Here is a 14,145-nt window from a genome sequence, read left to right as displayed (position 1 = left end):
GTAACACCTCTCAACGGGGCATAGATTGGCAATTCACTACGGAAGATGCGCGGATAAAACTTAAAAGACTTTATCCACAATTTAAAGACTGATGCTGTACTAGTTCAGAAAGAACGTGTTGAGTGGATAAGCTTGCGGAAGTTAGATAATTTAAAATATACAATACCTCAAGAAGGTGGAAGTTATACATTGAGAGAGATTATTGCTCATACTTCAAACGGAAAGACAGATTTTATGTATTCTGTTATTCTAAATAATTTAACTGAGGATATGCTTCCCGACTATATCAAGGAGGGGCTTACATGGCTAGTACAATAGTCGATAATATCTACTTAGTCAACGCACCTGCCGGTAGCGGAAAAACAACAACAATTAAAGCAATGATCCTTCATCATACTGTTGAAAATCCCGCTGATAATATTCTCTGTATAACGTATACAAATAGGGCAGCTGATGAGCTGAAAAAGGATACCAAAAATCCTAGGGTATATTATTCAACAATACATTCATTCCTCCATAATTTTATAAGTATATATTTTTCACACCCTGAAGTACTTGAATTGTACTTTGAAGTATATGGTGATGATATTAAAAGGAGAATTGCTAATCTGGAAGGAAATTTAAGCGTTGAAACGAGTAATCAAAAGTATATTGATAAATTTGGAACTCTAAATTATGAAAATATTCAACAGAATTTAAAGTCTCTATATTATAATGAATTACAATTTAACTCGTTATATTATGGTGGTTTGTCACATGATGATTTAATTACATTTGCTAAGAATGTTTTAGAGAGGTTTCCTGTTGTCAAAAGAAGATTAACGCAAAAATTCCAGTTAATATTTTTGGATGAGTATCAAGATTCATCTGCTACTGTTCTCAAGATGTTTTATGAAGCAGTGTATGGAACCTCTACAAAACTATATTTTCTTGGTGACAAGATGCAGCAAATATATAAAAATTATGATGGGACATTTGAAGAAGAGTTGTCTATACTAAACAAATCAATCGCATTGAAAACAAATCATAGATCGATTCCGCAAGTGCTGGATATTCTGAATAAATTGTATAACAATGAGCTCTTTAAACAAGAGCCTTCACCCCAAAACATGGATCTTGTACCCAGTCATCTTCCCCGAGTATTAGTTTGTGATGATATTACTAAAAGCCTGGATATAGAAAAAGCTAAATATCCTGAAGCATTACTTCTATTCTTGCTAAATCAAAAAAGATTCGACTCGATTGGCGCTGGGAATTTATATAGGAAACTCAGTAAAATGGAAAAGTATTCATATATACAACAAAGTAGCGCCCTTGATGTTCTTATAGATCAAACAAATGAGAATCCCGATCCTCTAATTAAGTTACTATTTGCAGTAAATAAAATTGCAGAGTACTATATTAATGCAAACCTAGGTAGTATTGTTCAAGTATTGAAGAAAAATCCAAAAATGTTTGACAAGGCAGCGTGTGTAGTATACCAACACGAAGATAAGAGACGATTAAAAATTAATTTGGATTTAATTTTAGATCTATACAATGACGATAATGATTTTGACATCAAGTCCATTATCTCTATTTTAAAGGCCACAGGTCTGGCAAAATTAGATTTCATTGATGCAATATTAGATAGTGAAGAATATTCATCTGTTTTGGAAGTGGAAATTAGCGAATTCAAGGCTTTAGCTAACTACCTTAAAATTCCTAATGTATCTACCCAACACGGTGTTAAAGGCGAGAGTCACAAAACTGTTTTTTTTATTGCTGAAGATAGCAATTCAACGCCGGTAGTACATATGTACCGCTTCTTTAAATTGTGGAGCTACACTGATATCTCACTTAATTCGTTTAAATCTTTTTATTATGAATATGTTAAGTGGATTAACGCCACAATTCATTATTTAGGGTTTAAATTGTCTGATATTAATAAAACGTTACATGGGCAACATCAAGATTATTTGGTTGCAAAAATTAAGGAGTTAATTGAGAATTTTAAGGATAATATGATTTTCAAAGAATTATGTGGGAAATCTTATTTTGACTATTTATCAAAACCTAATGTTACAACAGCTAAGGGATGTTTTAAGGAAAGCCAGGTTTATGGTGCATTATGTGCTTATAGGTTATTCTATGTTGGATGTTCGAGAGCAAAGCGTAATTTAACTATTTTTATAGATAAATCAAAAATAGATAGTTATGCTGTTCAATTATTCAAGAAATTTAGGGAAGTTGGATTTGAGGTAGAAAACTAGTGTGTAATTACATTAAACACCAAAAAGCATATGCCTATGAGGTTGTTTAAAATGAGATATTCTGTTTAATTTAATTTTTAGATGCAAAAAAAGAAACCTCCCTAGTATGGAGGCCACTGAAAAAGTCCATAAACAGCTGAAAGAGACATTCGACACAAAGAATGTCTCTTTTTTTCGATACAATAAAAGAAATAAAAGAATTAAATCAAAGGCTGGTGGTCTTCATGCTTCCTGAGCAGCAAAGCTTTATCTTGAGCCCGTATATCGAGCTTTACAATATACTCATTCCCAAAGATAATTTGCTGCGGCGCATGGACGAGTTGGTGGACTTCAGTTTTGTATATGAGGAGCTAAGTGAAAGGTATTGCCAAGATAATGGACGAACCGCGGTAGACCCGGTCCGAATGTTTAAATATCTACTGCTTAAATCCATTTATGACCTGTCTGACGGCGATCTCGTGGAACGTTCCAGAACCGATTTGTCGTTCAAGTTTTTTCTACATATGGCGCCGGAGGAAGAGGTTATTGATTCTAGCTTACTGAGCAAGTTTCGTAAGTTGCGGCTGAAAGATATGAAGTTGCTCGATTTACTCATTGGCAAAACGGTGGAGATTGCCATTCAGCAAGGAATTATTCGCAGCAAATCCATTATTGTCGATGCTACCCACACGAAAGCCCGCTATACCCAAAAAAGTCCGCAAGAGTTGCTGCGAGAACGTTCTAAAAAGGTACGAAAAGCAATCTATGCCTTAGATGAATCCATGAAAAGTTCCTTTCCAGCTAAGCCCGTTACGAATGTACTGGAAGATGAAATTAAATACTGCCAAGATCTGATTGAGGTCATTGAGAAAGACGGACGTTTTACCGGACTCCCCAAGGTCAAAGAACCCTTCAATCTGTTGAAAGAAACGGTTGCTGACGATGTTGAACAGTTGCAGACGTCTACCGATCCAGATGCCAAAGTGGGCCACAAAAGCGCAGATTCCTCATTTTTCGGGTACAAAACCCATATCGCGATGAGTGAAGAACGAATCATTACGGCAGCGACCATTACCACGGGAGAACGAAACGACGGGAAGGAACTGCAAACTCTCATTGAAAAGAGCAAAGCTGCGGGTATGAGCGTAGAGACGGTCATTGGAGACACGGCCTATTCAGAAAAAGACAATATTGCTTACAGTACGGAGCAAGGCATTGAACTTGTGGCCAAATTAAATCCACAGATTACGCAAGGAAACCGAAGGAAAGAAGATGAATTCGATTTTAATAAAGATGCGGGTATGTATGTTTGCCGAGCCGGTCATCTGGCCATTCGAAGAGCACGGCAAGGCAAAAAGGGCCAGGGCACAAACCAAAAAGACACCTACTATTATGATATTGAAAAGTGTAAACGATGTCCTTTAAAGGAAGGGTGCTACACAGAAGGTGCCCAGAGTAAGACCTACTCGGTAAGTATAAAGAGCAACGAACATGCCAAGCAAGCTGTGTTTCAGGAAAGTGAAGTTTTTAAGGCCAAAGCGAAAGAACGCTACAAAATAGAAGCCAAGAATAGCGAACTCAAACACAGACACGGGTACGATGTTGCATCTTCCTCGGGTTTAGTTGGCATGGAAATTCAAGGAGCCATGGCGATATTCACTGTTAATTTAAAACGGATATTGAAACTCTTGGAGTAACCAAAGTTGAAGAAATAGGTGAGAAAAAGACGACGTCCATTCGGAAGAACCGAATAGCGTCGTCTTTTTGATACGTTTTTTACTTTTTCTAAGAACGGCTAGTTTTTCAGTGGCCTCCTAGTATGTGGGAGGTTTCTTTTTTATACAAAATGTAGGGCTTCGCCAGAGTCGATCGGGAGCCATTGCCGGAACTTAGGATTAAAGGTCTGTTCGACAACATTGACCATGAGTTGCTGATGAAAGCGGTCAGAAAGCATACGGACTGTCCGTGGGTTATCCTGTACATCGAAAGATGGCTTAAGGCTCCATTTCAAATGAAAGACGGAAGCCAAAGGGTGAGAACCTCCGGCACGCCGCAGGGCGACGTGATCAGTCCGGTACTTGCGAACCTGTTTATGCACTATACGTTTGACATCTGGATGACGAAAGAGCATTCCCAAAACCCGTGGGCAAGATACGCGGATGATGCAGTGATCCATTGTCGAACGAAAGCAGAGGCAGAGCAACTGCTGGAGCGACTTAAGGTAAGATTCAAGGTCTGTAATCTCGAACTGCATCCGAAGAAAACGCGAATCGTCTATTGCAAAGATGATGACCGCAAGGAAGATCATCCCGAGATCAAGTTCGACTTTCTGGGGTACACCTTTCGGCCAAGACGTTCCAAAAATCGGTTTGGAAAATACTTCATTAACTTTACGCCAGCAGTAAGTAACAAAGCGTGTAAAGCGTTGAGGCAGACCATTAGAGGATGGCGGATGCACCTGAAACCAGATAAAGAAATACAGGACTTGTCACAGATGTTTAATGCGTCGATAAGAGGTTGGATCAACTACTACGGACACTTCTATAAATCGCAACTATACCCGGTACTGCGCCATATGAATGATGCCCTGGTCGTGTGGGCTCGGCGGAAATACAAGAAGCTGGCACGCCACAAGATACGGGCTATTCGATGGCTGGGACGACTTGCAAAGAACCTTCCTGAACTGTTTGCACATTGGAGATTAGGCATTTTGCCTGCGGCTGGATAATGGGAGCCGGATGAGCCGAGAGGTTCACGTCCGGTTCTGAGAGGGCCTGAGGGTGCGATTCCCTCGGGCTACTTACTTGTGGTGGTCTGTAAAACCAAGAAGGACGCCGACCATGCGTATGAACTCATACGTAAAATTATGGAGCGTCTGGAGTTGACCCTACACCCGACCAAAACCCGCATTGTAGGACTGTGGACAGGAGACGAAGGATTCGACTTCTTAGGGATGCATCACTGGAAAACCAAAGCAGAAACATCGCAAGGCAAGGTGTACTACACCACGCAGCAGTGGTTAACGAAAAAGGCGGAGGAACGTATTCGCGGGGTGGTCAAAGAAAGATTAGCACCGCCAGGAAAACGAGTGAAATCGTTCAAAGAACACGTGGACTGGCTCAATCCAAAGATTCAAGGATGGAGAAATTATTACTACACGAATTATAGCCAAAAGAGATTAGCCAAGCTGGATTGGTACATTTTGCAACGGTTAACACGGTGGTATGCGAAGAAGAGACAGCGCAGAAGATGGATGGGTTCATTGAATGAAGTTAAATATATTGCCAACCAATATGGACTAAAAACGCTATTGTAATCTGCATGCCCATGAATGACGAACATCGGAAAGTCGTATGAGGGAAAACCTCACGTACGGTTTGATGAGGAGGGGCTGGTTAGGCCAGCCCTTTACTCTAGAGTAGATTGTGATTTAAGTCGCAAACCAGTCGTGAGCATTGTCGAGAGGCTGCAAAGGCTTAACCTATAAGCAATTCAATCAAGAATGAATGATCCTGATAAGTATCAATTAAAGACCCCAAATCTAATCATAGTTATAAATATGAGAAACCTAAGGCCTAAATCAAAGAAAACACAACACAGGCGGTAACATCTTATCAATCTGCCATTGCAGGTTATATCTTGGGCGGATGATTGATCCATGAGCGGATGATATTTCTTTGAAAGTTATGGAGTTCAGAGTAGAAGTTCTGGAGATGTACATGATATTGTGCTTACATTTGCAATGATGACAAAAAAGTATATTCAAGCTAATAGAGGCGGTTTCTAGGGCTAAAGATTCAAATAGATGAGTCAAGAGAAATGTAAAGTGCATTAGCTTTCGAAGCGTTTAATATCGAATAAGAGGTGCAACGTCCGTAATAAGGGTGTTTAACCGTTATGAATAACATTGTACGATTATAAAAAATACACTTCCAAAATATGACTGAAACATGTATAATTATACCTGTATGTTGTAAAATGTTGTAGTTACACCTATAACATGGTGCATGAAAATAGTAGATATTTATTTTTCAATTTGTTGGAAAACTTACTTTTTGATGTAATCCCAATAAACACAAAGAATACCTTCTCAAAGTATATCTTTTGAGTTATCGGTGATTGTTTTGAGACAAACCTTTGAGCAACCCCGTTTCCAAGAGCGTTCACAAGGGAAATGTGCCGATTTTGCGTACTCTATGGGACATGTTCGATTTTCATTACTTCTGACATAGTCTTGAATTTTAAACGCAGCAATGCACCGCGTGCATGCCTTTTTTATGTCATCGCTTGGTCTCCAGTTATTCATCTGTCGATCAAATGAGCGACCTCACCTGCAAAGATGCACTTCTCGGAATGTTGTTTAAGCCATCCATGCGGATGCGACTGCATTTACTTATAAAATGACGGGAAAAGTCGTAGAGAAAGGCACTATGGTGAATCAGCCGGGGTTGTCCTACTCCTTGGTCACCAAAAAACGGTAGAGGCAGTGTAGCCATTCTATAAGTATAGGGAGGTAAATTTATTTATGTTAAATTCACCTAAATATCCATTAACAAACGCGCAGAAGAGAATTTGGAATACTGAAAAATTATTGCCGAACACGGGATTAAGTGCCCTTTTGTTTTCCTTGGAAATAAAATCTCGAATTAGCTCCATAGATTACGGGCTGTTGAAAAATGCAATCTCTCTTTTGATTGAACGAAATCCTATCCTTCGCACCCAAGTCTTTGAAGATAATGAGCCTGAACAATATGTTCGAAATTCTGGCGTCGCTGATTTGAAAGTGATCGATGGATCAACGATGGATGTTGATGCATACACTTCGGCAGAGTCTAGAAAAATAATGACTCTCGAAAGCATAGGTTTAGTTCAATTTCAATTGATTGTAATAAGTCAAGTTGACTGTGTTATTCTGATTCGAATACATCATATTATTAGCGATAGTTATTCAATGGAATTGATCGCAAAGGAAATTATGGATATTTATGAAGAATTATTGCGAGGCAGTGTTCCCTCCCAAACAAAGCCATCTTACATAGAATTTATCAATAATGAATTAGAGTACGAGAAATCTGATCGTTTTATTCAGGATAAAGAATTCTGGCTGCAGGAATTCGAATCCTTTTCCTACAACAGTCAGGATATTCTATATGGCAAATGGTCTGAAAGCACGGCAGGTGAAAGAAAGTCTTTTTCTATTGCGCCTGAGATGTATGATGACATCAAAAGATTTTGCGATGAACATAAGATTACTACTTTTACTATGTTTTTTTCGGCATTGCACTTATACCTGCATAAAGTGACCTCGAACAATGATCAAGTGATCGGAACGTACTATGCCAATCGAACAAATGCTAGTGAACAAGAAATGCTCGGTATGTTTGTAAGTACCGTGCCGTTTCGAATGTCTATCGAGGGCAAAAAAGACGTATTATCCTTTATTCAAGCTGTTTCTGAGAAAAAAAACGTTATCGCCGAGCGTCAGAAATACCCCTTTAATCTGCTTGTACATGAATTGCGTCAAAACTACAAACAAATCAATCCATTGTTTCGTACAGCGATGGAATTTAGAAGGGTTTCTATTTTTACGAATGATTTGTTCCAGTATGAACTAGACCATGTTTTCGGAGGTCACGAAGATAATGAACTATTGGTCAGAGTTCAGCATACGAAATCAAAAAATCATTTAAGAATGGACTTCGATTATCGCACCGATTTATTCTCTGACGATGATATTACTCTGATGTATTTCCATATTTCGAATTTGATCCAACAGATTATCCAAGATCCCCATCAATCGATCGATGAACTCGATTTGACTATTTCCGAAGAAAAAACAAAATTGTTGATAGATTTTAACGACACGAAGGCCGAGTATCCGAAGGATAAGACGATCCACGCGCTGTTTGAAGAACAGGCGGAGCGGACGCCAGCGGCTGAGGCGGTCGTATTCGAGTCTGCGCGAATGACGTATGGGGAGCTGAACGCGAAGGCGAACCAACTGGCACGGGTATTGCGGTCGCGTGGCATAGGAGCAGACCGGATCGTGGGAATCATGACGGATCGCTCGGTGGAGATGATCGTAGGGATTCTCGCGATCTTGAAGGCCGGGGGCGCGTACTTACCGATCGACCCGGCGTACCCGTCGGAGCGGATCGCGTACATGCTGGAAGACAGCGGCGCAAGACAACTGCTTGTATATGGGGATGCGGAAGTGCCGTCGGCGTATGAGGGAGAGGTGCTGAACTTGGTGGACGTGTCGCTGTACGCAGGCGACACCGCGAACTTGCCAGCGGCAAGTGGGCCGAATGATTTGGTATATGTGATCTACACGTCGGGATCGACAGGACAGCCTAAAGGGGTCATGGTCGAGCACAGCTCGCTGGTCAATTTGTCAACATGGCACTGTCGTTACTTTGAAGTGAAGGATACGGATCGAGCGACGCAGTACGCGGGATTCGGCTTTGATGCCGCTGTATGGGAAATATTCCCATACCTCACGAGCGGAGCGGCGGTCTATTTGGTAAGTCCGCATATTCGTACCGATCTCGAGGCGTTAAGCGGGTTTTACCAGGAAAACGGGATCACGGTCTCGTTTCTACCGACGCCGGTATACGAGCAGATTACAGAACATCCCGGCCATTCTCTTCGCGCTCTGCTTACCGGCGGCGACGCATTAGGAAAAATCAAGAGTTACGGGTACCGGTTATCCAACAATTATGGACCGACGGAGAATACCGTTGTCGCGACCAGCGGCTGGGTAAAAGCCGAGGGCGAGGTTCCAGCAATCGGCAAACCAATTCAGAACGTACAGATTTATGTATTAAATCAATCGAACCATTTGCAACCCATCGGGGTACCCGGCGAGCTATGTATCGCAGGGGATGGCTTGGCGCGAGGCTACTTGAACCGACCAGAGCTGACAGCGGAGAAGTTTGTGGATAACCCATTCGCGGCTGGTAAGCGGATGTATCGTACGGGGGACCTGGCAAGATGGCTGCCGGACGGAAACCTGGAGTACTTGGGCCGGATCGATGAGCAAGTGAAAATCCGGGGGTATCGGATCGAGACAGGCGAAATCGTGCACCGTCTGCTGCAGCACACGGATGTGAAGGAAGCGGTGGTCATCGCCCGGAAAAACGAGGGCAATGCTTACCTAAGCGCTTACGTGGTGAGCCAGGGAGCATTCGATGCCTCTGAATTGCGTGCGTATTTAAAGCTTAGTCTGCCGGATTATATGGTGCCGTCGTACTTGGTGGAAGTGGAGCAGATTCCGCTGACAGCCAACGGGAAGGTGGACCGGAAGGCGCTGCCGGAGCCTCAAGGACTGGTGCAGGCAGGAAACGAATACGTCGCGCCGCGGAGTGACACAGAAGCAAAGCTGGCGGCAATTTGGCAGAACGTGCTCCGAATTGGACAGGTCGGGATTCAAGACAATTTCTTCGAGCTGGGCGGCGATTCGATCAAAGCGATCCAGATCGTATCGAGGTTAAGCTCGGAAGGCTTGAGGCTGGCGGTCAGGGATATGTTTACGCATCCCACGATCAAGGAAGTCAGCGGATATATTCAAACGGCGCTGAGGACAACGGTCGAACAGGGGGCCGTGGAGGGCGAAGTCTCGCTCAGTCCGATCCAGCATTGGTTTTTCGAGCAAGGATTCTCGCAAAGCCAACACTGGAATCAGGCGATGATGCTGTACCGCGCGGACGGTTTCCGGGAAGCGCTCGTGGAGGAAGTTGCAGTCAAGCTGACGGAGCACCACGATGCGCTGCGGATGGTGTATAAGCAGGCCGCAGGGAAGATCGTACAGATGAACCGGGGGACGGAAGACCAAGCGTTCCGCCTGCAGGTCTTCGACGTCTCGGGAGAAGCGGACGTCAGCGCGGCGGTCGAGCGGAAGGCGATGCAGGTCCAGCAGGCGATGAACCTGGAAACCGGCCCGCTGATGCAGCTGGGATTGTTCCGGACAGGCAGCGGCGATCATCTGCAAATCGCGATCCATCACCTTGTCGTAGACGGGGTGTCCTGGCGGATTCTGTTAGAGGATTTCGCGGCGGGATACGAGCAGCGGCTGCGGGGTGAACCTGTTGCGCTGCCAGGCAAAACACATTCGTACCGGACATGGTCGGAGCGGATGGGGAACTATGCACAGAGCCGGAAACTGCTGAGGGAAGCTGCATATTGGCGGCAGGAAGAAGGCATCAAGGTTAAGCCGCTGCCCAAAGATGGAGAAAGCGGCGGAGTCTGTACAATCGGGAGCAGCACCAGCCTGGCGATTAGCTTAAGCAAGACGGAAACGAAAAACCTGCTGACGGGAACGCACCATGCGTACAAGACGGAAATGAACGACGTGCTGCTCGCGGCGCTTGGTTTAGCAATGCAGGAATGGACGGGTCATGAGAAGCTGGCCATTCATCTGGAGGGCCACGGCCGGGAAGAAGTATTGGACAACGTGGACGTGACGAGAACGGTCGGTTGGTTTACGAGTATTTATCCGGTCGTCTTTGAATTGAAGAAGGCGGAAGGAATAGCCAACTGGGTCAAATCGTTCAAGGAGAAGCTGAGAGGGATTCCGAACAAAGGCGTGGGATACGGTGCGCTGAAGTATTTGACGCCAGCGGAGAACAGCGGAATTGGAAGCGGGATGGCGCCGGAAATCAGCTTCAACTACTTGGGGCAATGGGATCGGGAATTGAATGCGGGCGCCATGTCAATGTCCGAACTTTTCGCAGGGACTTCAATGAGTCCACAGTCGGAACGGGCTTATGCGCTAGACATTATCGGGAACGTGATCGACGGAAAACTGACGCTGAGCGTGACGTACGACCAGCAGGAGTACCGTGAAAGCACAATGCAAGCCTTGCTGGCCAATTACAAGAAGCAATTGCTTTCGATCGTCGCGCATTGCATGCAGCAAACCGAGACCGAACTGACCCCAAGCGATGTTAGCAGCGAACAAGTGACACTTGCCACTTTCGATAAACTTCGGGAGCAGTTGGCAATTAGCGGCAGTGGCGAGATGGTTTCCATATACCCGCTGTCTCCGATGCAGGCAGGCATGCTCTTTCAAGCGTTAAGGGAACCGCAGTCGTCCGCTTACTTCGAACAAATGTCATTTACGATTCAAGGGTCGCTGCATGAAGCCCATCTGGAGAAGAGCCTTTCCCTCTTAATGGAACGGTACGATATCTTCCGAACGGTGTTTATGTGCGAAGGATTAGAAAGACCCTTGCAAATCGTACTTAAAAAGCGCAAACCTTCGATTATTTTTGAAGATTACATAGGGTTAACGAAAGATGAAATCAAGATCAGCATGGAACGATTCAAACGGGCGGATCGGGAACAAGGATTCGATCTCACGAATGATGTGCTGCTGCGGATTGCGGTATTAAGGACGGACGAGAGCCGGTACGAGATGGTTTTGAGCCACCATCATATCTTGATGGACGGCTGGTGCATGAGCATTGTGTTGAAAGAATTCTTCTATATATATACGCAGCTTTGCAGTGGCAAAGCGATCGATTTGCCTGCCGTGAAGCCCTATATCCAGTTCATCGAATGGTTGGAGGAGCAGGATCGCGAAGAAGCGCTGGACTACTGGAGAGACTACTTGGCAGGATACGAGCAGCGGGCGGCAATTCCTGCAAGCGGCAATTCTTCTGCCAATGGGGCGTACGAGCTGGAAGAAATTCATCATTCGTTCTCGGAGACCTTGACCGAGCGTTTGACGAAAATGAGCAAACGCCATCAGGTTACGATGAATAGCATAATGCAGACGGCATGGGGCATGTTGCTGCGCAGCTACAATAATATCGATGACGCGGTGTTCGGTGCGGTTGTGTCGGGGCGTCCTGCGGAAATCGACGGTGTCGAGGACATGGTAGGGCTGTTTATCAACACGCTACCGGTTCGGTTAAGCCCGAACGAACGCGCGGACACGTTCATCGAGACGGCCCAAGGGTTGCAGCGGCGAGCGCTAGAATCGGAGAAATACGATTACCTTTCATTGGCCGAGATTCAAGCACAAACGGATATGAAACAAAACTTGATTGATCACCTCTTTATCTTTCAGAACTACCCAGAATTCTATGACATAAGCGGGCAATCCGATGATCAGGATTTTCGGGTAACGGATATTCAAATGTTCGAGCATACTAATTATTCATTATACGTGATGATGCATTTGCGTTCGAACCGGCTCGGCATCAAAATCGGTTTCAATGCGTCGGAACATCGAAGAGATAACATCGAACGAGTAATCAGTCATTTGGAGACCATTCTGGGGCAAGTGGCGGCAAGACCGGACATGCGGCTAGACGAGATCGAACTGGCCGGGGAAGAAGAGAAGCTGCAACTGCTGGAGCAGTTTAACGACACGAAAGCGGACTATCCGAAGGACAAGACGATTTGCACGCTGTTCGAGCAACAGGCGGAGCGAACGCCGGAAGCTACGGCAGTCGTATTCGAGTCTGTGCGAATGACGTATAGGGAACTGAACGCGAAGGCGAATGGGCTCGCACGGGTATTGCGCAAGCAAGGGGTCGGAGCGGATGGGATCGTGGGGATCATGGCCGAGCGCTCAGTGGAGATGATCGTGGGAATCCTTGCGATTCTGAAAGCCGGGGGTGCCTATTTGCCGATTGACCCGTCGTACCCGGCAGAGCGAATCACGTATTTGTTAGCTGACAGTGGTACCGATGTTTTGCTGACTTTTGGCTGTGAAACCTTACCGGGGGGGTATGCCGGCGTGGTGCTCGATCTTGCAGATTCCCGCTTATACGATGCGGATACTTCCAACCTTCCGCCGTTGTCGACATCTTGCCATGCGCTTTATGTTATTTACACTTCAGGCACTACAGGAACTCCGAAAGGGGTTGTCATGGAGCATCGAAGCATCGTTAATTTGCTGGAATCTCAAAAGAGCAAAACGGCGCTTGCGTTTGCTCGTACGCTGCAGTTTGCCGCTTTCAGCTTTGACGTTTGCGCGCAGGAGCTGTTTTCCGTCTTGCTATCTGGCGGCACGCTGTTCGTTGCGGACGAAAAAACGAAGCGCAATCCCCATCGATTGATTGAGTACGTACGTACTCATAGGATCAGTACTGTCTTTTTACCGACCGCTTATTTGAAGTACATCATTTCCGACAGGAATCTGTGCCAAAATTTGCTGGAAACGATAGAACATCTCATTGTCGCCGGAGAACAGCTCGTTTTGGACGACGATTTTGTTCAGACGGCCCGCCATATGAATGTGCTCGTCCATAACCATTACGGCCCGACGGAAAGCCATGTCGTATCGACCTATACGATGGGCGCAGACAACGGCTACTCGCTTCTGCCGCCAATCGGATCACCTATTACAAATACAGCTTTGTACATTGTGACTCGCTATAACCTGCTGCAGCCGATCGGGGTGCCAGGGGAGCTGTGCATCGCAGGAGACGGTTTGGCGCGCGGATACTTGAACCGCCCGGAACTGACGGCGGAGAAGTTCGTGAACAACCCGTTTGAACCTGGGGAGCGGATGTACCGGACGGGAGACCTGGCGAGATGGCTGCCGGATGGGAATCTGGAGTACATGGGCCGAATTGACGAGCAAGTGAAAATCCGGGGATACCGGATCGAGACAGGCGAAATCGTACATCGTCTGCTGCAGCATACGGACGTGAAGGAAGCGGTGGTCATCGCCCGGAAAGACGAGAAGGACGAGTCTTATCTGTGCGCGTATGTGGTGAGTGGCGGGGGATTCGATGCCTCCGAGCTGCGTACGTATTTGAAGCGCAGCCTGCCGGAGTACATGGTGCCGTCGTACTTGGTGGAAGTGGAGCGGATTCCGCTGACGGCCAACGGCAAGGTAGACCGGAAGGCGCTGCCAGAGCCGCAAGATCTGGTGCAGGCAGGAAACGAATACGTTGCG

The 14,145-nt window shown here is 45.4% G+C and carries 5 protein-coding genes; all 5 read left to right on the top strand.

The genetic code is table 11. The features are described from left to right. The first annotated feature begins 302 nt into the window (after nucleotides 1-302). Entirely contained in the window at nucleotides 303-2,252 is a 1,950-nt protein-coding gene (locus tag ACFSX3_RS23045; RefSeq protein WP_209994855.1) for a UvrD-helicase domain-containing protein, read from the top strand. Nucleotides 2,253-2,476: 224 nt separating this feature from the next. Further along, nucleotides 2,477-3,928: an IS1182 family transposase gene (locus ACFSX3_RS23040; protein ID WP_209994856.1), complete on the top strand. Its 1,452-nt coding sequence runs from the start codon at nucleotides 2,477-2,479 to the stop codon at nucleotides 3,926-3,928. A 182-nt stretch (nucleotides 3,929-4,110) separates the two neighbouring features. After that, nucleotides 4,111-4,959 carry a reverse transcriptase domain-containing protein gene (locus tag ACFSX3_RS23035; protein WP_209994854.1) on the top strand — a complete coding sequence of 283 codons (849 nt, stop codon included), beginning with the start codon at nucleotides 4,111-4,113 and terminating at the stop codon, nucleotides 4,957-4,959. A 153-nt stretch (nucleotides 4,960-5,112) separates the two neighbouring features. Continuing rightward, nucleotides 5,113-5,547, top strand: coding sequence for a group II intron maturase-specific domain-containing protein (locus ACFSX3_RS23030; protein ID WP_379313309.1), 435 nt, complete (start codon nucleotides 5,113-5,115; stop codon nucleotides 5,545-5,547). Nucleotides 5,548-6,756: 1,209 nt separating this feature from the next. Continuing rightward, the coding region (locus tag ACFSX3_RS23025) for an amino acid adenylation domain-containing protein (RefSeq protein WP_379313307.1) at nucleotides 6,757-14,145 on the top strand (7,389 nt) is incomplete at its 3' end.

This window comes from Paenibacillus rhizoplanae, assembly GCF_042684125.1.
Lineage (GTDB): Bacteria > Bacillota > Bacilli > Paenibacillales > Paenibacillaceae > Paenibacillus_AQ > Paenibacillus_AQ rhizoplanae.
This window is presented reverse-complemented; position numbering and strand designations above follow the sequence as displayed.

Coding starts and splice junctions, on each gene's coding strand:
- ACFSX3_RS23045 (WP_209994855.1), top strand. CDS start 303: ATGGCTAGTACAATAGTCGATAATATCTACTTAGTCAACGCACCTGCC.
- ACFSX3_RS23040 (WP_209994856.1), top strand. CDS start 2,477: ATGCTTCCTGAGCAGCAAAGCTTTATCTTGAGCCCGTATATCGAGCTT.